The 21,867-nt window shown below is 70.8% G+C and carries 20 protein-coding genes and 1 riboswitch; of the genes, 7 read left to right on the top strand and 13 right to left on the bottom strand.

Annotated elements, in window-relative coordinates:
- Positions 1 to 89 precede the first annotated feature (89 nt).
- Complete coding sequence (locus ACIGQF_RS36175; protein WP_399719593.1) at positions 90 to 995, bottom strand: LysR family transcriptional regulator; 906 nt, start codon at positions 993 to 995, stop codon at positions 90 to 92.
- A gap of 75 nt (positions 996 to 1,070) precedes the next feature.
- Here ACIGQF_RS36175 and ACIGQF_RS36180 point away from each other — a divergent pair, with 75 nt between their 5' ends.
- Complete coding sequence (locus ACIGQF_RS36180) at positions 1,071 to 2,099, top strand: DMT family transporter (protein ID WP_399719595.1); 1,029 nt, start codon at positions 1,071 to 1,073, stop codon at positions 2,097 to 2,099.
- A 138-nt stretch (positions 2,100 to 2,237) separates the two neighbouring features.
- Here ACIGQF_RS36180 and ACIGQF_RS36185 read toward each other — a convergent pair whose 3' ends face one another.
- Positions 2,238 to 3,569 carry an aminotransferase class I/II-fold pyridoxal phosphate-dependent enzyme gene (locus tag ACIGQF_RS36185; RefSeq protein WP_399719598.1) on the bottom strand — a complete coding sequence of 444 codons (1,332 nt, stop codon included), beginning with the start codon at positions 3,567 to 3,569 and terminating at the stop codon, positions 2,238 to 2,240.
- Between the two features lie 37 nt (positions 3,570 to 3,606).
- Here ACIGQF_RS36185 and ACIGQF_RS36190 point away from each other — a divergent pair, with 37 nt between their 5' ends.
- The gene (locus ACIGQF_RS36190) at positions 3,607 to 4,308 is read left to right on the top strand and encodes a pyridoxamine 5'-phosphate oxidase family protein (RefSeq protein ID WP_399719600.1); all 702 of its coding nucleotides are present in this window, start codon (positions 3,607 to 3,609) and stop codon (positions 4,306 to 4,308) included.
- 165 nt (positions 4,309 to 4,473) lie between these two features.
- On the opposite strand, the gene ACIGQF_RS36195 is transcribed toward ACIGQF_RS36190, so the two are convergent.
- Both ACIGQF_RS36195 and ACIGQF_RS36200 read right to left on the bottom strand, forming a co-directional pair.
- On the bottom strand, positions 4,474 to 5,496 hold the full coding sequence (locus ACIGQF_RS36195; RefSeq protein WP_399719601.1) for an EamA family transporter: 1,023 nt from the start codon (positions 5,494 to 5,496) through the stop codon (positions 4,474 to 4,476).
- A 123-nt stretch (positions 5,497 to 5,619) separates the two neighbouring features.
- Positions 5,620 to 6,165: a Clp protease N-terminal domain-containing protein gene (locus ACIGQF_RS36200; protein ID WP_399719653.1), complete on the bottom strand. Its 546-nt coding sequence runs from the start codon at positions 6,163 to 6,165 to the stop codon at positions 5,620 to 5,622.
- Between the two features lie 336 nt (positions 6,166 to 6,501).
- On the opposite strand from ACIGQF_RS36200, the gene ACIGQF_RS36205 reads away from it, so the two are divergent.
- On the top strand, positions 6,502 to 6,957 hold the full coding sequence (locus tag ACIGQF_RS36205) for an SRPBCC family protein (protein WP_399719603.1): 456 nt from the start codon (positions 6,502 to 6,504) through the stop codon (positions 6,955 to 6,957).
- A 152-nt stretch (positions 6,958 to 7,109) separates the two neighbouring features.
- On the opposite strand, the gene ACIGQF_RS36210 is transcribed toward ACIGQF_RS36205, so the two are convergent.
- A complete protein-coding gene (locus tag ACIGQF_RS36210) occupies positions 7,110 to 7,703 on the bottom strand; it encodes a PadR family transcriptional regulator (RefSeq protein WP_399719606.1) in 594 nt (197 codons plus the stop codon).
- A gap of 232 nt (positions 7,704 to 7,935) precedes the next feature.
- On the opposite strand from ACIGQF_RS36210, the gene ACIGQF_RS36215 reads away from it, so the two are divergent.
- On the top strand, positions 7,936 to 8,769 hold the full coding sequence (locus ACIGQF_RS36215; protein ID WP_399719609.1) for a PhzF family phenazine biosynthesis protein: 834 nt from the start codon (positions 7,936 to 7,938) through the stop codon (positions 8,767 to 8,769).
- Positions 8,770 to 8,934: 165 nt separating this feature from the next.
- Here ACIGQF_RS36215 and ACIGQF_RS36220 read toward each other — a convergent pair whose 3' ends face one another.
- Both ACIGQF_RS36220 and ACIGQF_RS36225 read right to left on the bottom strand, forming a co-directional pair.
- Positions 8,935 to 9,738 carry a CPBP family intramembrane glutamic endopeptidase gene (locus tag ACIGQF_RS36220; RefSeq protein WP_399719656.1) on the bottom strand — a complete coding sequence of 268 codons (804 nt, stop codon included), beginning with the start codon at positions 9,736 to 9,738 and terminating at the stop codon, positions 8,935 to 8,937.
- A 307-nt stretch (positions 9,739 to 10,045) separates the two neighbouring features.
- Positions 10,046 to 11,548, bottom strand: coding sequence for a glutamate-cysteine ligase family protein (locus tag ACIGQF_RS36225; protein ID WP_399719612.1), 1,503 nt, complete (start codon positions 11,546 to 11,548; stop codon positions 10,046 to 10,048).
- A 535-nt stretch (positions 11,549 to 12,083) separates the two neighbouring features.
- Between ACIGQF_RS36225 and ACIGQF_RS36230 the strand changes: the two genes are divergently transcribed.
- Together ACIGQF_RS36230 and ACIGQF_RS36235 are read left to right on the top strand one after the other, a co-directional pair.
- Positions 12,084 to 12,668 carry a hypothetical protein gene (locus ACIGQF_RS36230; RefSeq protein ID WP_399719615.1) on the top strand — a complete coding sequence of 195 codons (585 nt, stop codon included), beginning with the start codon at positions 12,084 to 12,086 and terminating at the stop codon, positions 12,666 to 12,668.
- Between the two features lie 433 nt (positions 12,669 to 13,101).
- Entirely contained in the window at positions 13,102 to 13,308 is a 207-nt protein-coding gene (locus tag ACIGQF_RS36235; RefSeq protein WP_399719618.1) for a DUF5999 family protein, read from the top strand.
- A gap of 102 nt (positions 13,309 to 13,410) precedes the next feature.
- Here the strand turns inward: ACIGQF_RS36235 and gcvP are convergent, their stop codons facing one another.
- On the bottom strand, positions 13,411 to 16,296 hold the full coding sequence (gene gcvP / locus ACIGQF_RS36240; RefSeq protein ID WP_399719621.1) for an aminomethyl-transferring glycine dehydrogenase: 2,886 nt from the start codon (positions 16,294 to 16,296) through the stop codon (positions 13,411 to 13,413).
- A gap of 188 nt (positions 16,297 to 16,484) precedes the next feature.
- Positions 16,485 to 16,582, bottom strand: a riboswitch (glycine riboswitch).
- A 113-nt stretch (positions 16,583 to 16,695) separates the two neighbouring features.
- Between gcvP and ACIGQF_RS36245 the strand changes: the two genes are divergently transcribed.
- A complete protein-coding gene (locus ACIGQF_RS36245; RefSeq protein WP_399719624.1) occupies positions 16,696 to 17,106 on the top strand; it encodes a PRC-barrel domain-containing protein in 411 nt (136 codons plus the stop codon).
- Here ACIGQF_RS36245 and ACIGQF_RS36250 read toward each other — a convergent pair.
- The 5 genes from ACIGQF_RS36250 to ACIGQF_RS36270 all read right to left on the bottom strand — a co-directional run bounded on the left by ACIGQF_RS36250 (position 16,989) and on the right by ACIGQF_RS36270 (position 21,492).
- A complete protein-coding gene (locus ACIGQF_RS36250; protein ID WP_399719627.1) occupies positions 16,989 to 18,656 on the bottom strand; it encodes a DNA polymerase IV in 1,668 nt (555 codons plus the stop codon). The genes ACIGQF_RS36245 and ACIGQF_RS36250 overlap by 118 nt on opposite strands.
- Positions 18,657 to 18,803: 147 nt before the next feature.
- Positions 18,804 to 19,421, bottom strand: coding sequence for a MerR family transcriptional regulator (locus ACIGQF_RS36255; RefSeq protein ID WP_399719630.1), 618 nt, complete (start codon positions 19,419 to 19,421; stop codon positions 18,804 to 18,806).
- Positions 19,422 to 19,640: 219 nt separating this feature from the next.
- Positions 19,641 to 20,114: a bifunctional nuclease family protein gene (locus ACIGQF_RS36260; RefSeq protein ID WP_030263902.1), complete on the bottom strand. Its 474-nt coding sequence runs from the start codon at positions 20,112 to 20,114 to the stop codon at positions 19,641 to 19,643.
- A gap of 74 nt (positions 20,115 to 20,188) precedes the next feature.
- Positions 20,189 to 20,938 (bottom strand): MerR family transcriptional regulator, encoded by a 750-nt coding sequence (locus ACIGQF_RS36265; RefSeq protein ID WP_362218237.1) that lies wholly within the window; start codon positions 20,936 to 20,938, stop codon positions 20,189 to 20,191.
- 17 nt (positions 20,939 to 20,955) lie between these two features.
- Positions 20,956 to 21,492 carry an FHA domain-containing protein gene (locus ACIGQF_RS36270; protein ID WP_361566166.1) on the bottom strand — a complete coding sequence of 179 codons (537 nt, stop codon included), beginning with the start codon at positions 21,490 to 21,492 and terminating at the stop codon, positions 20,956 to 20,958.
- Positions 21,493 to 21,867 lie beyond the last annotated feature (375 nt).

Consider the following 21,867-nt stretch of genomic DNA (forward strand, 5'->3'; position numbering starts at 1 on the left):
GGGCACGCACTGCTGGCATACAGCCACCCCAACGCCCCGCTCACCATTTCCCCCCACTCGCCGCCTCCCCCTCCCTCACCGCCTCCCCCTCACTCCTCCAACGCTCGCCCCACCTCGCGCAGGGCCCCGACCGCCGCGCGGATCGACGGGCGGCGGTCCGCGTCGGCGCGCCAGATCGCGTACACGTGCCGCCGCATCGGATGCCGTACGGGCACCACGCTGACGCCCTCCGGAACCGGCCCCCTCCCGAGCCGCGGCGCCACCGCCACCCCGAGCCCCCGGGCGATCAGCGCGAGCTGCGTGCCGTGCTCCTCTGCCATGTGCGCGATCCGCGGCTCGATCCCCTTGCTGCGCAGCGTGAACATCAGCCAGTCGTGGCAGAACTCCCCCTGCGGCCACGAGATCCACGCGTCGTCCGCAAAGTCCTCCAGCTCCACGGTCCGCCGCCCCGCCAGCCGGTGGTCCGACGGCATGGCTACATCCGCCGGGTCGTCCAACAGCGGGGCCTTGGCCAGCCCTTCCGGCAGCGACAACGGCCGGTTGTACCAGTCCAGTACGACACCCAGGTCGATGTCGCCCCGTACCACCGCCCGCACCGAGTCGCCCGGCTCCATCTCCCACAGCCGCGCCCGCAGCTGCGGATGGTCGACGAGCAGCGCGGCAAGGGCGTCCGGGAACAGTCCGCGTGCCGCCGTGGGAAAGGCCCCCATCCGCAGCTCCCCCACCGCCTGCCCGCGGTGTGCCTCCAGCTCGGCCTCGGCCAGCTCGACCTGCGAGAGGATGCGCGCCGCGTGACCGGCGAGCAGCCGCCCCGCATCGGTCAGGCGCACTCCCCGCCCGTTCTTGGCCAGCAGCTGCTGCCCCGTCTCCCGCTCCAGCTTGGCCAGTTGCTGCGAGACGGCGGAGGTGGTGACGTGCAGTCCCTCAGCCGCCGCGCGCACCGAACCGTGCCGCGCCACGGCGCTGAGCGTCCGCAGCCTCTCCATGTTCAACATATAAGCAATGCTACGCGGTAGGGCTCACGAAATCTCACTTGTGCTACGCGATAACCGCACGCGATCGTTGACGCCATGAGCACCGCCCCCTCTTCCTCGTCACCCCACCCTGCTTCCGCACAAGCCCCCGGCCCCCTCGCCACGGCCCCCGCCCCCGGCGCCGATCGCGGCAGCGGCGGAAGCACCCCGGCGAGGACGTCTCGCCACACCACGCCCCGTTCCGCGCTCGACTGGCGCATCCGGTTCGCCGTACTGGCGCTGATCTGGGGCTTCAGCTTCCTGTTCATCAAGGTCGGCACCCACGGGTACGCCCCGCTCCAGGTCACGTTCGGCCGCATGATCTTCGGAACGGCCGTACTCGCCGCCGTACTCATCGCCAAGCGGGAGCGCCTGCCACGAGGCCGGCGCACCTGGGCTCATCTGGCAGTGTCCGCCCTGTTCCTCAACGCGCTGCCCTTCTCGCTCTTCGCGTACTCCGAACTGACCATCCCCTCCACCCTGGCCGGCATCTGCAACGCCACCTCCCCGCTGTGGGGCATGGCCCTCTCCGTCGTGGCACTGTCCGAGGACCGCCCCACCCGCCGCCGCGTCGCGGGCCTGGGTCTCGGCTTCCTCGGCGTACTGACCGTCCTCGGTGCCTGGCAGGGCTTCTCCGGTACCGACCCCCTGGGCACGCTCATGGCCCTGGGCGCCTCGCTCTGCTACCCGATCGGCTGGATCTACGTCCGCCGCACCCTCGCGGGATCCAAGAACTCCAGCCTCTCCATGTCCAGCGCCCAGCTGCTCCTCGCCACGCTGCAACTGGCCGTGGTGACGCCGCTCTTCACCGCTCCCCCCACCTCGTTCCCCGTCGTCCCCCTGCTCGCGATCATCGCTCTCGGCGCCCTCGGCACCGGCTTCGCCTTCCTCCTCCAGTACGGCCTGGTGGCCGAGGTCGGCCCCACCACCGCGCAGATGGTCACGTACTTCATCCCGGTCATCGCCACCGCCGCCGGCGTCGCCGTCCTGGGCGAACACCTCAGCTGGAACACCCCGGTAGGCGCCCTGATCGTCCTGGCCGGCGCCGCCCTCACCCAGAGCCGCCCCCGCCCGTCCCGCTCCTGACCTCCCCCGTCCTACGTCCCCCTTCCCTCGTTTCTCCAGCCGGGCCCAGGCCGTCGCGCCCGGGCCCCGCACACCGCCGAGCGGTCAGACGCACACAAGGGGTCAGACGCACCCAAGCGGTCACACGTACCGAAGCGGTCACACGTACCGACGGGCCTCCCCCGGCAGGCAGGCCGTGGCCACGGCCGTGGCGAGCGGTTCGATGTCCTCGTGGGAGAGGCTGGACACCGTGATCCGTATGCCGGGCGGCGAATCCATCCGGAACCGGGCTCCGGGAGCCACCGCCCAGCCGGCGTGCAGCAGCCGTGACACCGCACCCGTCTCGTCCGGGACCGGCACCCACACGTTCATCCCGCTCCGGCCGTGCGCCTCGACACCCCGCTCGGCCAAGGCCCGTATCAGTTCATCGCGGCGACGCCCGTAGGACTCGGCGACCTCGACCGGATCCACGGCTTCCGTGCGCCAGAGATGCATCACCGTGTCCTGCAGCAGATGGCTCACCCAGCCGGGCCCGAGCCGCTGCCGTCCGCGGAGCCGGTCCACCGTGACCGTGTCGCCGGTGACGACCGCCAGCCGCAGATCCGGCCCATACGCCTTGGCCGTCGAGCGGATCAGCACCCAGTGGTCGGTCACCCCCGCCAGGGGACGCAGCGGGACGTCGACGATGTGGTGACTGTGGTCGTCCTCGACCAGCAGAACCGTGGGATAGTCGGCCAGCAGCGAGCGGAGCTCCTCGGCGCGCGTCGCGCCCACCGCCGCGCCGGTCGGATTCTGCGCCCGGTCCGTGACGATCGCCGCCCGCACACCGAGCGCCAGCGCCCGCTCCAGCTCCGTCGGCAGCGGTCCGTCCTGGTCCACGCCGACCGGAACGGGGCGCAGTCCCAACGCCGGGATGAGATCCAGCAGACTCCCCCACCCCGGATCCTCGACCGCCACCGCATCTCCGGGGCGGAGGTGCGCGGCGAGGACCCGCTCGATGGCGTCGAGCGAGCCGGAGGTCAGCGCGACCGGGCCGGCCGGCACCCCGTCGGCGTCGAATGCGGCTCGCGCCCGCCCGGCCAGTTCCTCGTCCACCAACGGCGAGCCGTACAGCGTCGGGCGGGCGGCGGCGCGATCGGCCGCGGCGGCGAGCGCCGGACCCAGCGCCGGAAGCAGCTCGGGGTCGGGATTGCCGTCGGACACGTTGCGTACGCCCGGAGGAACGTCGACCCGCAGCGCCTCGCGTGGCGTACTGGTCGGGCGCGACCGGACGCGAGTGCCACGTCGTCCCGCGGTTTCGACCACTCCTCGGTCACGCAGCGTCCGGTACGCGGACGCGACCGTGTTGGGATTCACCTCGAGGTAGACAGCCAACTCCCGCATGGGCGGGAGGACTTCACCTGGTTGGAGCTCGCCCGCACCGATGGCTCGCTCGACGCTGGCGGCAATATCCGATGCGCGCCGCCCTTCGATCCGATACTCTCCTAGCACAAACATGAGTATGCACTAGTGCAATGGAGTTGGCAACATGGCTGAGCCCGCATCCACCACAACGGCCGAAGCCGGCGCAGAGTCCCCCGCCGCCTACGCCCCGGGCGAGCGCACGGTCCCGACCCGGTCCGCCGACCGCGCCGCGTACGACCGCGACACCGTGCACTCGATCCTCGACGCCGGATACGTCTGCCACCTCGGCTTCGTCCGCGACGGCGCCCCGGTCGTGCTCCCCACGCTCTACGGCAGGGTCGGCGACCGCCTCTACCTCCACGGCTCGACCGGCTCACGGCCGCTGCGGATGGCCGGCGGGACGGACCCCGGCCTTGCGGTGTGCGTGACCGTCACCCACGTCGACGGCCTGGTCCTCGCCCGCTCCGCCTTCCATCACTCCATCAACTACCGCAGCGTCGTGGTCCACGGCACCGCGCACCAGGTCACCGACCCGGAAGAAAAGACGGCAGCGCTCGACGCGCTGGTGGATCACGTCCTGCCCGGCCGCGCCGCCGACTCCCGCCCCGGCAACACCAAGGAGCTAGCCGCCACGGCCGTCATCCGGCTCGACCTGACGGAGGTATCCGCCAAGATCCGTACCGGCGGGCCGAACGACGAGCCCGAAGATCTCTCGCTCCCCCACTGGAGCGGCGTCGTACCGGTGGCTCCGACGTACGGCCCGCTCATACCCTCCGACGACCTGGCCCCCGGCACGGCCGTCCCCGCCTACCTCCAGAACCTCTGAGGCCGGCCACGCCCGTCCACACCTGGGGCACGCCCTCCGACGACGCCCCACGTCTGGCCTGACCGGCCGGACAAACCTCCGCCCCTGCTCGCGAGGCGCGGAGGGCGAGAGGCGGGGGGTGAGGGGTGAGGGGACAGGAGGCTTGAGGAGAACCGCGCTGCGCCCTTACGTGCCGACCGACCCGGTCGACCCTGCCGGCATCGCTGTCTCCGCGCGCGTCTCGTCACCGGTGCGCGAGGCCACGTCCCGGGGTGGCTTGGGCGTGCTGGACTGTGCGATGAACGCGCCGATGAGTACCACCGCGCCGCCGATGACCTGAGGCGCGGACAGGTGCTCACCGAGCAGCACCCAGGCCAGTACGGTCGCGATCACCGCCTCGAGGCACGCGACGACGCCCGCGACCTGGGGCGACAGCCGTCGGACGGAGATGACGCCGGTGAGGTAGGCGAGCACCGTCGCCAGCAGCACGAGCCAGGCGAGCAGCAGTACGGCGGGGACGGTCGTGCCATCCATGTCGGCGCTGCCCGCGAGCACCGACCAGTCCATGTTCCAGGGCCGCGCCACCACGGTCAGAAGGAGGGCGCCGAAGAGCAGCCCGTACGCGATCACGCCGAGCGGGTGGGCGCCGTCCTCGTCGTCGCCGCCGTGATCGGAGAGGACGAAGTACCCCACCTGACAGCAGGCCGCGCCGAGTGCGAGCGCCAGCCCGAGCACGTCGAAGCTCAGCCCCGCCCACACCTCGACGACGCAGGCCAGGCCGCCGACGGCGAGGACGGCCCCGGCCGCGGCGGCGCGGCTGACAGGGCGACGCTGGACGAATCGCACCCAGCCGAGGACGAGCGCGGGGGCGAGGTACTCGATGAGCAGCGCGACGCCGACCGGAATACGGGACAGCGCGGCGAAGTAACAGGCCTGGACGCCCGCTACGGCGAGCAGCCCGAAGCCCATGAGCAGTGCGGGGCGACGGAACAGCAGGGCGCGGTGGCGCCAGGCGACCGGCAGCATGACGAGGGCGGCGCCCGCGCTCCGCAACCAGGTGACGTGCAGCGGTTCCAGGCCGGCCGCGATCAGCGGTTTCGCGGCCACACCCGATCCTCCGAAGGCCAACGCCGACAGAAGAGCGAGGCCGAGCCCGATCCCTTTCGACCGGTCACGCAGGCTCACTTCCGTCCCCGAAGTCTCGTGCATCCGGCCATCATGACAGGGGAGGTCAGCAGCTTCACCACCGAGATCCCTGTCACAGCAAGGGCAGGGAGAGAACATCGCGGCTTGCTGCGACAGGCGTGCCGTCGCAGGTGAAGCCCCGAGGAGCTAAAACTCGTCCGCCACCGCTTCCTGGGTCTGCCGGTCGAGCCGCACCGCAAGAAGCACCGTGTCGACGGAGGCGCGGCGCAGCACTTCGACGGCCCGGCATTCGGAGTCGTCGACGAGTGCGGCCAGGAGATCCAGACACCCGGCATGCATGGCGTAACGGGCGTGCGCACGGTCCAGCGCGCCGTCCATGGCGGCCGCGGCGGCCGGCGACCAGCCCGGAACCCCGCCCTCGGCCACCATCGGCACGGCCCCGGAGTCCTCCACGGTGCCGTGCCACTGCAGGCCGTAACCAATGCTGCGCTGCACGAGATAGCCCAGCAGCCGTGCCGTCCTGTCCCCTTCGGGATCGACCACCTCACGCACGGCGGGGTCGGATTCGAGAAGACCGTGCAGCAGGTGGGCAGTGTCCACCTGCCGGTCTCCATCACGCGTGGCCCGCCTGCGGGCAGCTGAGAGCACCGACGCGAGCTCGACAGTCAGACAGGCGTCGAGATCCTCCGGGGACGGACCCGCTCCGCTGTTGTACGCAGTACGGTTTTGCACGTACCCCACCCCACCAGCCTCTTGCTACCGGAACATCCCCGGGAGGGAGCATTTGCGCATCCCACCATGGTTGGGCACCTGGTAAGGAAATCTCATCCCTACGGATGACATGCCCGGCACGTACGCGGGCGCCCAGGGATGGGTACGCAGCCCCGCACCCCGCTGGCGCACGCCCAACAACCTGACGGCCCATCAGTCTTGAACCTTGCGCCACCAGCGGCTACCTTCCGCGGCACCACGGGAGCGAGGGCTCGGCCGGACGCACGGTCGCCGAACTCTCGCCAGGATCATCGCCGACGAGGACGACCCATCGGGCCGTCACCAAGGGGTGCCCACATGGCCGACGTCACCGCCCAGGCCCGCATCACAGCACCAGCGGAAGAGATATGGCGCCACGTGACCGACTTCGACGCCTACGGCCGGTGGAACGCCACCCACACCGGCTTCCCCGAAGGGGGCCCTGCGACGCTGGAGCCCGGAGCCACCTACGCGGAGACCATGAAGCTCATGGGCTTCCCCGCCGAGGTGAGCTGGACCGTACGCGCTGTGGAACCCGCACGCCTGCTCGACATCGAGGGCAAGGGGCCGATGGGCGTCAGCCTCCGTATGCGGTACGCCCTCGCGCCGGCCGGCACGGAGGAAGGGGACGGGCCCGCGGCTGAGGCGACGACCGTCCGGATCGACGGGTCGTTCACCGGCGCGGCCGTGTCGTTGATGGCCGGCAAGCTGAAGGACTCGGCGAAGTCGGCGCTCGACGAGTCCCTCGACAGGCTCGCGGGGCTCGTGGCCTGACCGGCCGACCGGCGGTTTCGCCATGGGCTCGGCTCGTCGACTCAGCGGCTCGGCCGCTGAACGGCCGGCAGGGCCGGCCGACTGAACACACGAAGGCCGCGGTCGGACATCGTCACGACCACGGCCCTCGCATCCACCATGGGCCGGTCGGCTCACTCATCCTCGGCGAGGATCAGGTAGAGATCCTTCCGCGCCCGGTTGACCACAGCGATCGCCTTCTCGCGCTGCTCCGGCGTACCGGTTGCCCACACCTGCCGAAAGGCTTCGACGAGGCCACCACCGGCCTTGCGGATCTCGCTCATCGCCTCCCAGTCGACGCCACGACCGGCGTCTTCCCAGGGGGCGTCCGAGCCGTTCTCCGCTTCCGTACGCCCCTCGCCGGTGAGCTCGAACAGCTTCTTGCCGCCCTCGCTCCGACTGGCGATCAGGCCCTCGTCCTCCAGCAGCTGCAGGGTCGGGTAGACCGAACCGGGGCTCGGCTTCCACGCGCCGCCGCTGCGCTCGGCGATCTCCTGGATCATCTCGTAACCGTGCATGGGGCGGTCCTTGAGCAGCGCCAGGATCGAAGCGCGTACATCACCGCGCCGCGCACGCCCCCGCGGACCTCCTCGGCCTCGGCCACCACCGAACGGAGGCCCACCGAAGGGCGGCCCGAACGGCCCGAAGGCGGCGCGCCGCCCCTCGTACTCGCCCCGGCCGCCACCTCGACGTCCGGAGTTCCAGTGTTCATGTCCGTGTGCTCGCATCTTCGCGCCACTCCTATCGTTGATCTGTCGCGATGCTTCAACGATATATCGGAAGCGTTCGATCGACAAGCGTCGACATGGAGGGCATTTGGAGTGGCCTCATAGAAGGCGGCCACCTCGCCACGACAAGCGGGCAGTGGCGGATCGACACCAATCCAATAGCCCTCAAGCCAGTCCAATTTTCTTCGATTGGCACTCGTGACTCATGGGCCAGGATGCTTACGCTCACGACATGCAGATCCATATCGTCAACGCCTTCACCGACCATCCCTTCGGCGGCAATCCGGCAGGAGTCGTCCCGCTCGACGGCTCGTCGTATCCCGAGCAGTCCTGGCTGCAGCAGGTCGCGGCCCAGGTGAACCTCTCGGAGACCGCGTTCGCGCTGCCGCTCCCGGACAGCGACGAGGCGGACTGGGCGCTGCGCTGGCTCACGCCCGCCACCGAGGTGGACATGTGCGGCCATGCCACGCTCGCCACCGCGCACGTCCTGCACTCCGCCGGCATCGCCACCGGCACGGTGCGCTTCGCCACCCGCAGCGGCGTACTCACCACCACCGCGTCCGACGACGGCTCCATCGGAATGGACTTCCCGACCGCGCCGCTCACCGCCGTACCGGTACCGGAGGGGCTGGCCGCGGCACTCGGTACCGAGCCGGTCTCCACGTACGAGACGGGCCCGCACGTGGGGGACCTGCTGGTGGAGGTGGCGAACGAGCGGACCGTACGCGAGCTGTCACCCGATCTCGCGGCGCTGGTCCGGTTCGGCGATCGGGGCGTGATCGCCACCGCGCGCGCCGAGAACCCGGACGGCGACTACGACTTCGCCACGCGCTGCTTCTTCCCTGGTGTCGGCATCGCCGAGGACCCGGTGACGGGGAGCGCGCACACGGCGCTCGCGCCGTTCTGGTCAGCGCGACTGGGGCGCGACGAGCTGACCGGCCTGCAGGGCTCCACCCGTACCGGCCTCGTGCGCACCGCACTGCGCGGCGACCGCACGCTACTGACCGGCAGCGCGGTGACCGTCATCAAGGGCGAACTGACGGAGGCGGCGCGCCCTGGGCGGTGAGGCGGGGGTGGTCGGCGGAGGGGGAGATGCCGGGGGGAGGTGGCCGGGGGGGAGGCGGCCCGGGGGGGAGGCCCGGGGGGGGGAGGTGGCGGGGGTAAGTGGCGGCGCCCCCGTTTGATCTCCGCTTTCCTCGGGGGCCTCCCCCCACCCCCACCCCACTCCCCCTCACCCCGTTGGCAGCCACCCCACCCTCCCCGCCAGGAGGGCGTAGCCGGTGAATGCGACTAGGTCGATGGTGGCATGGGCGATGATGAGGGGGGCGAGTCGTCCACAGCGGCGGTAGATAAGTACGAAGAGTGCGCCCATCACGACGTTGCCGACGAAACCGCCGATGCCTTGGTACAGGTGGTACGAGCCGCGCAGGAGCGAGCTGGCGAGGAGCGCGGCCGTCGGTGACCATCCCAACTGGCCGAGGCGGCGGAGCAGGTAGCCGAGGACGATCACCTCTTCCACGACCGAGTTCTGTACGGCGGAGGCGATCAGGACCGGGAATTTCCACCAGACGTCGGGCAGTGATTCGGGGACGACGGTGAGGTTGGCGCCGGCCGCTCGGGCGCCCAGGTAGAGCAGCAGTCCGCTGCCTCCGATGGCGGCGGCCACCAGGACTCCCCATCCGAGGTCGAACCCGGGGCGTCGGCGGTCGAGGCCGAGAGCGCGCAGCCCGCCCGCGCGTTCCCTGAGGAGCAGGTGGGCGACGAGCACTACGGGGACCAGCGCGGTGGCGATCCCGAAGAGCTGCCAGGCGAGATCGAGCCAGGGGCGGCCGGGCGCGTGGGAACTGTTGAGGTTCGCCGCCTGGTCCTTGAGGCCGCCGGGTTTGGTGAGTGCTCCGACGAAGCTGATGAGGGCGGACACTGCGCTGGCCCCGAGGGAGAGCGCGAGGACGATGAGTGTCTCGCTCCTCAGTGTCCTGCGGGAGAGGCCGCCGGACGGGCCTTCGCCGGGGAGAGAGTCAGCAACGGGGTGCACTTCGGACTGCACGCCTGCCTCCAGTTCCGCGATAGCGCCTGTACGCCTCCACTGCCTCGCCAGGGTCTCGAATGCGGGTACGGATATCGCACTCGACAGGCCGCAGCGAGCGTAGCCACGTGGCACGCACCGCAGTGGAGGTCACAGCTTGCCCGAAGGCCCCGAAGACGTGGCACGCGGGGGCGTCGCACGGGGCGTTGCATGAACGGCTCCGGCCCGCGCGCACTGGGGAGGGGGACGGACAGTGTGCGGCGTCCCCAGACGCACCGAGCGGCACTCTCCGTCCCCCCACACACCTACCCCCCTCCTACACGACCCCCTCCAGCTCCCACTCGTGCACCGGTCGTCCCTCGTGCATCAGTTCGCTGTAGCGGCGGGTCATGGCGGCGAGGGCTTCCTGGCGGTCGAGGCCGCTCTGGAGGGCGCGGTGGTAGGCGGCGGACTGCCAGGAGGCGCCGTTGATGCGACGGCGGCAGCGGGCCTCGATGACGCCGAGGTAGTGGTCGCGGTCGGCGGGGGCGACGCCCCAGCCGTCGAGCCCGGCGGCGGCCATGGGCAGCAGTTCCTGGAGGACGAGGCGTACGGCGGGGATCTGGGCGATGCCTCCGGAGCGGCCGGGGCGGGGCCATTGAAGGGCGGCATCGATGCCGTAGCGGCAGGCGGTCTCGAAGTTCTCGGCGGCGGCGGCGAACGGCAGCCGGGTCCATACGGGCCGCGGGTCGTCGGCGAGGGCGCGTACGAGGCCGTAGTAGAAGGCGACGTTGGCGATCACGTCGGTGACGGTGGGGCCGGCGGGCAGCACACGGTTCTCGACGCGGAGGTGCGGGACGCCTTCGGTGACGGCGTAGACGGGGCGGTTCCAGCGGTAGACCGTGCCGTTCTGGAGGACGAGTTCGGAGAGCTCCGGTACGCCGCCCTTCTCCAGTACGGCGAGGGGGTCCTCTTCGCCGCACATGGGGAGCAGTGGGGGGAAGTAGCGGACGTTCTCCTCGAAGAGGTCGTGGGCCGATTCGATCCATCGTTCGCCGAACCAGGTGCGGGGGCGGACGCCCTGGGCCTGGAGTTCGGGCGGGCGGGTGTCGGTGGACTGCTGGAAGACCGGTGGCCGGGATTCGCGCCACAGTTCGCGGCCGAAGAGGAAGGGCGAGTTGGCGCCGATGGCGATCTGTACGGCGGTGAGGGCCTGGGCGGCGTTCCATACGGCGGCGAAGCGGCCGGGGGTGACCTGGAGGTGCAGTTGTACGGAGGTGCAGGCGGCTTCGGGGGCGATGGAGGGTGAGGTGGCGGTGAGCCGCTCCACTCCTTCGATGTCGATCTCGAAGTCCTCGCCGCGGGCGGCCCGCATCTCGTCGTTGAGGAGTGTGTAGCGGTCGGCCTCGGAGAGGTTGGAGGAGACCAGGTCCTCAGCGGTGAGGGTGGGCAGAATGCCGATCATCACGATGCGCGCTGCGACTTCGCGGGCCTTGCGGTCGGCGTAGGCGAGGCCGGTGCGCAGTTCTTCGGCGAGCTGGTCCAGCACGCGTCCGGAGAGGCGGTGCGGCAGGATATTGACTTCCAGGTTGAACTGGGCGAGCTCGGTCTGGAAATCCCGGCTGGCGATGCGTTCCAGCACCTCGGAGTTCATCATCCTGGGCATGCCGTCGGCGCTGGCAAGATTCAATTCTATCTCCAGGCCCATGAGGTTCTTGGGGCGGTCGAACCGCTTCTCGGCCAGTAGCCTCTCCAATGCCTCCAGGCACTCGTTGAGCCTTCTTCGATAACGCTGCCGGTCGCCGGGATCAATTCCGCCGGCGCTGACCTTCTCCCCCATCGGAGCGTCCCTCCTGACGTGGCGGGCCCGCGGGGCGCGGGTCCGTGCGGTCGATGATGCCCGGCAATCGGTTCGATAACGCCTCGGGGGGCCGGGTGCCCCCGATAGGCTTGGGAGGTCGGACCGAATGGCACATTCCGAGGGCATACGGCGGGGGCTCGCGCCCGGCGCATTGGCCCTGTTCCAAAGCACGATGACATCCGGCCGACCGCGTCGTCGGAGTAATCCGAGGTCCGTGCACCAACAGGGTGCATAATTGCATCGAAAACACCGCGGAGAACGGGCCGTAATACGACTTGCCAAAAATCTCCGTCAGCGGTAGCCGAAACAAGCACTGAACACCTGTCGTATAAACTTCGTGGACGAGGCAGAGAGTTGGCGCCCAGCTAGCGGGGCATTTCCGAGGCTGAGGCACAGCGGCTGACACCCCCGCCGGGCCATGGCCCCGGTCGGCCACGCTCTGCTCCCGCCTGCTGACAGCGTCGTCCGCACGTGCCCAGCACCACCGTGTCTCCCAAGTGAGAGGCGACCCACCATGCCGCTGCATGTACCCCCTGCCCCTGCTCCCGCCCTGCGCAGCGTCCTCACCGCCCTCGGTTCTCCTACTGCCGTACGTGAGGCCCCGACTCCCGCCCTCCGTGTCCATCAGGGGCCGCTGCGCCCCGAACGTCCCCTGCCCGTCCATGTACTCGACGACGTCTCGCGGCGCGGCACCCCGCGTACCCGCCTGACCGGCTGGCGATTCCTCATCCGTGGTGGCGAACGCGCGCTGGCCACGGCGGATGCCATGCTCACGCCGGACGGCTGGGCGTTCTCGCACTTCGGTGAGGGACCGTACGTGTCCGCGATCGAACGGGCCCTGCACCAGGCCGAATCCGTGCCTGCCGCGTATCAGCCACGGCTGCTCTCCGTACCGGAGCTGTACATGCTCACGCTGTGGCTGCACGAGGACGTCACGGCGGACGGTGCCGAAGGCTGCCCGGTACCGGGGGACCTGCTGGTCCCACTGGCCCCGGCACCGCCCGGCATCGCCGCCCACCGGCCGCACCGTGTCGCCGATCTCCTGTCCCGTCTCACGCTCCGCCTCACCCCGGCGCCCCTCCTCGGCTCGCCGGCGTAGGTACTCGGTACGCGGCGTCCCTCGAAACGCCGCCTGCCGGGCAGGTACCGCATTGCCGGAATGCGCCCCGCGGTTCTCCTCACCGCGGGGCGCACTGTTGTCCGCGGGTGTCCCGGGTGGTTCGGCGGGGCATCAGTACGGGTAGCCGTACGCGGCCGCGTGTCCGGCCGGAGCGTGCCTGAACGTGCCGTTCCGCCACGGGACTAGCCCGGAATGACCAGACGGAACCACCCGTAGGTGCTGTCTTGGCGGCGGCAACCGCCCGCACGGGTGATGCGTCCTTACCGAGTAAGTACGGCTGCTGCGAAATCCCTGCGGAATCAGTTCTGTAGGGCAACACTGGGAGCGAACTACCGAACGGGGGGCGGCCATGAACACTTCATCGCGCCGCAGGAAGACGTCCACCACCACACCGCAGCGAAAGACAGCATCCATGTGCCAGCACCAGCCACCGTGTCCGTCAGCAGAGTCCGCCGACCGGGAAGCCGCGCATCTCGTGGCGCACCACCCGGAACAGGGCTGGAGCCTGTTGTGCAACGGCGTACTTCTCTTCGAGGACACCGGTGAGCTCCTGCCGGACGGGCAGGTCATCGACCCGCACCGGCCGATGGGCACCGGGCGGGTCGTCACCGCGGCCTGACGCGGTGAGCGGGAACGAGCAGGGCCCCCGGCGGATAGCGCCGAGGGCCCTTTTGTGTGCGGGCGCCCGTGTGGTGCGTACCGCACGGGCGCCGGAATGCCGTCAGCCGGCGTAGTCCTCCAGCGGCGGGCAGGAGCACACGAGGTTGCGGTCGCCGAAGGCGCCGTCGATGCGGCGCACCGGCGGCCAGTACTTGGCGGCCGGGTCGACGCCGGCCGGGTGGACGGCTTCCTGCCGGGTGTAGGAGTGCTGCCACTCGCCGGTCAGGGCGGACGCGGTGTGCGGGGCGTTGCGCAGCGGGTTGTCGTCCTTGTCCCACTCCCCCGTGCCGACCTTCTCGATCTCCGCGCGGATGGCGATCATCGCGTCGCAGAAACGGTCCAGTTCGGTGAGGTCCTCACTCTCGGTCGGCTCGATCATGAACGTGCCGGCGACCGGGAAGGACATGGTCGGCGCGTGGAAGCCGTAGTCGATCAGGCGCTTGGCGACGTCGTCGATGCTGACGCCGGTGGCCTTGGTCAGCGGCCGTACATCGATGATGCATTCGTGCGCGACGAGGCCGCCGGGGCCGGTGTAGAGCACCGGGTAGTGCGGCTCCAGGCGCTTGGCGATGTAGTTGGCGGAGAGCACCGCGACCTGGGTGGCGCGCTTGAGGCCCTCGCCGCCCATGAGGCGGACGTACGCCCAGGAGATCGGCAGGATCCCGGCCGAGCCCCAGGGGGCCGCGGAGATCGGGCCGACGCCGGTCTCGGGGCCCGCGGTGGGCTGCAGCGGGTGGTTGGGCAGGTACGGCGCGAGGTGCGCGCGCACGCCGACCGGGCCGACGCCGGGGCCGCCGCCGCCGTGCGGGATGCAGAAGGTCTTGTGCAGGTTCAGGTGCGAGACGTCGCCGCCGAACTTGCCCGGCTCGGCGACGCCGACCAGCGCGTTGAGGTTGGCACCGTCGACGTAGACCTGGCCGCCCGCGTCGTGCACGGCGGCGCAGATCTGGGTGATGTGCTCCTCGAACACGCCGTGCGTGGACGGGTAGGTGACCATCAGGACGGCCAGCTCGTCGCGGTACTGCTCGATCTTGGCGTGCAGGTCGTCGGTGTCGACCTCGCCGTCGTCGCCGGTCTTGACGACGACGACCTTCATGCCGGCCATCACGGCGCTGGCGGCGTTGGTGCCGTGCGCGGAGGACGGGATGAGGCAGACGGTGCGCTGCTCGTCGCCGTTGGCACGGTGGTACGCGCGGACGGCGAGCAGGCCGGCGAGCTCGCCCTGGGAGCCGGCGTTGGGCTGGAGGGAGACCTTGTCGTAGCCGGTGACGACGGCGAGGCGCTCCTCCAGTTCCTGGATGAGGGTGAGGTAGCCCTGGGCCTGGCCGACCGGCGCGAAGGGGTGCAGCTGGCCGAACTGCGGCCAGGTCACCGGCTCCATCTCGGTGGTGGCGTTCAGCTTCATCGTGCAGGAGCCGAGCGGGATCATGCCGCGGTCCAACGCGTAGTCGCGGTCGGCGAGGGTGCGCAGGTAGCGCAGCATCGCGGTCTCGGAACGGTACTGGTGGAAGACCGGGTGGCCGAGGTAGTCGTCGGCGCGCAGCAGGGACTCGGGCAGCGCGTCGGCGGCGGCCGCGTCGAGCTGTTCGATGTCGCCCTGGACGCCGAAGGCGCCGAGGACGGCGGTGAGCTGAGCGCGTCCGGTGGTCTCGTCGCAGGCGATGCCGACCAGGTCGGCGTCGACCTGGCGGAGGTTGACGCCGGCCTCGCGGGCGGCGGCGACGATCTCGGCGGCGCGGCCGGGGACCCGTGCGGTGAGGGTGTCGAAGTACGTACCGTGCACCACCTCGACGCCGCCGGCGCGCAGGCCCTCGGCGAGGACGGTGGCGTAGCGGTGGGTACGGCGGGCGATGGCGGCCAGGCCCTCGGGGCCGTGGTAGACGGCGTACATGCCGGCCATGACGGCGAGGAGGACCTGCGCGGTGCAGATGTTGCTGGTGGCCTTCTCGCGGCGGATGTGCTGCTCGCGGGTCTGGAGGGCCAGGCGGTAGGCCTTGTTGCCGTCGGCGTCGACGGAGACGCCGACGAGGCGGCCGGGGAGGCTGCGGGCGAACTTCTCGCGGACGGCCATGTAGCCGGCGTGCGGGCCGCCGAAGCCCATCGGCACGCCGAAGCGCTGGGTCGTGCCGACGGCGATGTCGGCGCCCAGCTCGCCGGGCGAGGTGAGCAGCGTCAGGGCCAGGAGGTCGGCCGCGACGGTCACGATCGCGCCAAGTTCGTGAGCTTGTTCGATGAGGGCGCGGGGGTCACGGACCGCGCCGGACGCGCCGGGGTACTGGAGCAGCACGCCGAAGACGCCGCGCTCGGCAATCTCGGCGGGGATGCCGTCGCTCAGGTCGGCGACGACGACCTCGACGCCGGTGGGCTCCGCACGGGTCTCTATGACGGCGATGGTCTGCGGCAGACAGTCGGCGTCGACGAGGAAGACGCCCTTCTTGACCTTGCCGACGCGGCGGGAGAGGGCCATGGCCTCCGCCGCCGCGGTGCCCTCGTCCAGCAAGGAGGCGCCGGAGGTGGGCAGGCCGGTGAGGTCGGCGACCATGGTCTGGAAGTTGAGCAGCGCCTCCAGGCGGCCCTGCGAGATCTCCGGCTGGTACGGGGTGTACGCGGTGTACCAGGCGGGGTTCTCCATGACGTTGCGCAGGATGACCGGCGGCGTGAACGTGCCGTAGTAGCCCAGGCCGATCATGGGAGCGAGCACGTGGTTGCGGTCCGCGAGGGCCCGCAGCTCGTCCAGTACGTCCGCTTCGGTACGCCCCTGGGGCAGGTCCAGCGCCTCCGCGCTCTTGATCACGTCGGGGACGGCGGCCGCGGTGAGTTCGTCCAGCGAGCCGAAGCCGATGTGGGCGAGCATCTTGGCCTGGGACTCCTGGTCCGGGCCGATGTGACGCTGCTCGAAGGGGGTGCCGCGTTCCAGCTCGGTCAGCGAGATGCGGTTGGTGGTCATCTGCGGGGGCCTCCTGGTCTCTGGGACCTACGAGGGGCACCACGGCGCGGGTGCCCGGACGGCCTCCCCCTCTGTCATCTCAACCTGAGAGCTTCACCGGAACGTACGCAACGCCCGGCTTTCACCGTCGGTGAGGAGGGGCTCCGGCACTGCGCTGGTCCGTGGCCCACCCTGCTTTCCAGAGTGATCTCGTCCGCGCGGTACGGGTGCCTGAGAGATTCCGGGGAGGAGTTGCTCCTTCGGCGCCTCCGGCCCGGGGGACGGAGGGCTCTCCCGCACGGGGTCATCGATCGCTGACCAGCCTACCAGCGCGGCTGCCCGGCATCCCCCGAGTGGCCGGGGCGGGGAATGTGCCGTTTCGTAGGGTGCACAGGGCAGTTCCGGCAGGTAGGAGGAACCGTGCAGACCGACATCGATCCCCGCAGTCTGATCGGCCGCAAGGCGTTCGACCGGCACGGCACCAGGATCGGCACCATCGACGAGGTGTACCTGGACGACGCGACCGGCGAGCCGGAGTGGGCGGCGATCCGGACGGGACTCTTCAGCCGGGACGCGTTCGTGCCGCTGGAGCCGAGCCGGCTGGTGGACGACGCGCTGCACGTGCCGTACGAGCGGAAGCTGATCAAGGACGCGCCGGACTTCGGAGTGGGCCGGCACCTCTCCCCCGAGCAGGAACTCCAGCTCTACCACCACTACCGGCTGGATATCTCCGCCACGGACGCGGCACTCGCCGACGAGGACGGGGGCCGCTCGCCCGCCGGCTCCGCCGACCGGGAGTTCGGCCGCATAGCAGGCTCGCCGGAGGACTGAGCACCGGACGGCGGCGTACCGCCGGATATCGGCGAGGACGGCGGCGGACCGTCGGATACCGATGAGGACGGCGGCGGACCGTCGGATACCGATGAGGACGGCAGCGAGCCGTCGGGTATCGGCGGGGGCACCGCAGTGTCGTCGGCGTGCGTGGGTGCTTGCGCGGCGGTCACGTCCGGCCCGCCGCCCACCAGGGGCAGCGCCTCCCCCGGCGTCAGTGCCGGATCGTCGACGAGGAAGGTCCGTACCCGCCCCGGCGCGGACCACGGCTGCTCGAACCGTACGGTGACCCGCCCCAGACCGCTTCCCTGGACCCATCCAGGGCCGTACTCGGCATGGACCACGTCCAGGCCCGGCACCCACTTCCTGGGGCGCTCAGCGGCCTCCTCAGCCTCTTCCGCCCCATTGTCCCCGCCGGCCGCTCCGGCGGCCGCCTTCGCCTCCTCGGCGAGCCGGGCCTCCTCGGCCGCCCGCTCCGTCGCCGCCTGGGCGAAGAGGTCCTCCTGCGTGAAGTCCGCGAGGCCGCTCACGCCCACGCCGAGCAGCCGCACGCCACCCGTGGTGTCGATCAGGTCCAGCAGCCGCCCTGCCGCGTCCCGCACCACCGCGGGGTCGTCCGTCGGCCCGCGCTGGGTCTCGGACCTGGTCAGCGTGGAGAAATCGTAGTTGCGCACCTTCAGCACGACCGTACGGCCCGAGCGCCCGGCCGCCCGCAGCCGCTGCACGCACCGGTCCGCCAGCCGCATCACCTCGGCACGCACCCGCGTACGGTCGGTGAGGTCCACCTCGAAGGTGTCCTCGACGGAGATCGACTTGGCGTCCCGCTCCGCGACCACCGGGCGGTCGTCCTGCCCCAGTGCCATGGCGTACAACCCTGCGCCGTGCGCCCTCCCCAGCAGCCGCACCAGCTCGGCCTCGCCGGCCTCGGCGGTCTCGGCGATCGTGTGGATCCCGGCCTTGCGCAGCGCCTCGGCCGTGGCAGGGCCCACGCCCGGCAGCGTCCGCACGGACATCGGTCCCAGCAGCTCCCGCTCGGTGCCCGGCTCGATCAGCACCAGGCCGTTCGGCTTGGCCTGCTCGGACGCGATCTTGGCGAGCATCTTGGCGCCCGCGAGACCCACCGATCCGGTCAGCCCCGTGACGGCCAGAATGTCGCGGCGCAGCTGCTCCCCCACCGCGCGGGCCGAATCTCCGTCGTCGGCGACGCCGCCGGCCTCCAGGTCGACGAACGCCTCGTCCAGGCTCAGCGGCTCCACAAGGGGCGACAGCTCGTGCAGCAGCGTCATGACCTTGTCGCTGACCTCGCGGTACACGTGGAAGCGCGGCGCGAGGTAGGCGGCGTTCGGGCAGAGCCGGCGGGCCTGGGCGGTGGGCATGGCCGAGCGGACCCCGAAGACGCGGGCTTCGTACGAGGCGGTGGAGACGACGCCGCGCCCGCCGATGCCACCCACGACGACGGGCTTTCCGCGCAGGCTGGGCTTGGCCGCCTGCTCGGCGGCCGCGAAGAACGCATCCATGTCGAGATGCAGGATCGTCGGCGTACGTCTCACGTGATTGATGGTGCCGTACGCCACTGACAATCGGCCGCTCGGCGGGCCGTGAAGCCTCTGGTGACCTGCTGGGGGATGTCGTCCGGCCGGGTCGGCCGGACCCTTCGCGCCTGCCGTCGGCCCGTTCCGTGGCGGGCCCCGGCGGCGTCAGACCGCGCGGTTGCGGCGGCGGGCCAGCTCGTCGTGGGGGTTGTGGCCGACGAGGGTCTCGCCGGTGTCCACGCGCTCTCCGTGCAGCTGCTCCAAGCCGGCCTCCACGTCCCGCCAGACCACACCGACGGCGATGCCGAAGACGCCCTGGCCGCCCTGGAGCAGGTCGACGACCTCGTCGGGCGAGGTGCACTCGTACACCGTCGCGCCGTCGCTCATCAGCGTCATCTGCGCCAGATCGGACAGCTCGCGCGAGGCGAGGTGCTGCACCGCCGTGCGGATGTTCTGCAGGGAGACGCCGGTGTCCAGCAGCCGCTTGACGATCTTCAGGACGACGACGTCCCGGAAGCTGTAGAGCCGCTGGGTGCCCGACCCGTACGCGGGCCGCACGCTGGGCTCCACCAGGCCCGTACGCGCCCAGTAGTCCAGTTGCCGGTAGGTGATGCCCGCGGCGGCACACGCCGTCGGACCTCGGTACCCAATGGTCTCGGCACCCCTGTCCACCGGCTTGCCGGTGGCCTGCGCCGGGGCACGGTCTATCGGGGCACGGTTCGCCGCGCCAGTGTGAAGCGGCAATGCCCCTCCCGCCGCCGTACCGTCGCCGGTGATTGCCACGCCGACCTCCGTCCTCCACGTCCCGGACGGGACCTGCCTCATCGACGGTATGCAGTCACTCGGGGTGCGTCAACGATCGCCGCGCTCGCCACGCCGAGTGATAATCACCCTACGAGTGGTTTCACGTGACTTTATGCGGGGAATGTCTGGTGGGTTGTGCGCCGGGCGTGCTCTCGTGCGCCCCGCACGCCACCTGCCGGCGGCGAATCCGCACCCGCGCTACTGGCTGTTGGTCCCGAAGTCCTCGGGCGAGATCTGATCGAGGAACTCGCGGAACTTCTCCACTTCGTCCTCCTGCTCGTCCGGGATCGCGATGCCGGCATCGTCCAGCACCCCGTCGGTCCCGTAGATCGGCGTACCCGTGCGCAGCGCCAGCGCTATGGCGTCGGACGGGCGGGCGCTGACCTCCACACCGCTGGCGAAGACCAGCTCGGCATAGAAGACGCCTTCCCGCAGGTCGGTGATGCGCACCTGGGACAGCTCCTGGCCCACCGCCTCCAGCACGTCCTTGAACAGGTCGTGCGTCAGCGGCCGCGCAGGGGCCATCCCCTGCTGGGCGAAGGCGATGGCGGTCGCCTCGCCGGGCCCGATCCAAATGGGCAGGTAGCGGTCGCCTCCCACCTCGCGCAGCAGCACGATCGGTTGGTTGGAAGGCATTTCCACCCGGACACCCACGACGTCGAGCTCGTTCACACAGCAACCCTAGGACGTGCCCGGCCGGTTTGGATAGTCGGGCACCCCCTCGGCGGGGACGCCCTCACCCAAGGTCACGGCAGCCGGACGTGGAGAGCGGCCTGGACCAGGGCCGCATGCAGTCGTACGGAGAGCGTGGCCAGCTCCCTGGCCGTGGCCTCCGCGTGGGCCCTGGTCTGCGGGTTGCGGTGCCGCTTCAGCGGCGCCACGACCTGCTCGATCAGGCCCGCCTCGCGCTCTGCCGCGGCCTTCACCGCCCGCAGATGGCGCGCTTCCAGGCCGAAACGGCCCAGCTCGGCGACGAGCTTGGCGACCGCGACGGCTTCGATGTCGTACCCGCCGTCGGACGCCGGGGCGAGCAGTCCGTACGCCTCCCAGTCCGCGAGCTCGGATTCGTCCACCTCAGTGGCGGCCAGCAGCTCGTCGCGGCCGATCCGGGCGGCCGTCGGATACTCGCCGGACGGCTCCTGTACGCCGTCCAGCAGCTCCCTGGGCGCCGCGGCCGGCGCCGGGAGCTGCACGTCCTCACCGCGCGCCAGGGCGTCCAGATGCTCACGGATGACCTTCAGCGGCAGATAGTGGTCGCGCTGCATGCGCAGCACGCCCGCCAGCCGCTCCACGTCCTCCGTGCTGAACTTCCGGTACCCGGACGGCGTACGCTGCGGCTCGACGAGCCCCTCGGACTCCAGGAAACGGATCTTGGAGATCGTGACCTCGGGAAATTCGTCGCGCAGCAGGTTGAGCACCGTACCGATGCTCACCAGCTCGCCGCCCGCGGCGGCGGTGCCGGAGGACCCGGCACCGCCCGACGCTGTGTGGTGCATGTGCCTTCCCTGGCGGGTCAGATGCCGACGCCCCGCTGGCTCGCGTAGAAGACCAGGCGGAACTTGCCGATCTGCACCTCGTCGCCGTTGGCGAGCGGAACGGAGTCGATCCGCTCACGGTTGACGTAGGTGCCGTTCAGGCTGCCGACGTCGGCGACGGTGAAGCCGCCGTCCTGGCCGCGACTGAACTCCACGTGGCTGCGGGAGACCGTCACGTCGTCCAGGAAGATGTCGCTCTGCGGATGGCGCCCCGCCGTGGTCAGGTCGCTGTCCAGCAGGAAGCGGCTGCCGGAATTGGGGCCCCGGCGGACGACGAGGAGCGCGGAGCCGAGCGGCAACGCGTCCACGGCGGCCTGGGCCTCGGGGGACAGCGAAGGCATCGGGGTCTGCCCCGTCGTCTCCGCGTCGTAGGCCTCGATCCCCGAGATGGAGATGGTCGAGGTCGTCTCGGAGGGACGCTCGGCCTGCCCCCCGGCGCGCAGCGGCGCGCCGCAGTTGGAGCAGAACCGGCTCGCCTCGGCATTGCGGTGCCCGCACCTCGTACAAACCGGCAAGGCGGACCCTCCACCCGTAGCGGCTGATGGTTCCTGGAAACCTATGGGGGCGGACGCGGCAGGGTCAACAGAACCCGGCCGCTGACCACCGGAAGTGCCACCGGCGGAGCCGGCCACCTCGTCACGGAAGAGCGGACGCTCCTCATTTGCCGCCGGCTCACCTGACTGCCGCGGCGCGGCGTGCCGCGCAGAGGCGTTGCCGCCGTCCTTGCGGTCACTCTTGCCGAACAGCTTTGCAAAAAAACTCACGGGCGATTCCCCTTGAACGAAACAGACCCGCCCGTGGGGCAGGACGAACCCTCGATGCACACACCGGCCGATCCGGACATCCATTCAACGTCCGTGGCCTTCACACAGTTTCCACCACGCACCACT

Source organism: Streptomyces sp. NPDC053560, from assembly GCF_044544605.1.
In the GTDB taxonomy this organism is placed as follows: Bacteria; Actinomycetota; Actinomycetes; order Streptomycetales; family Streptomycetaceae; genus Streptomyces.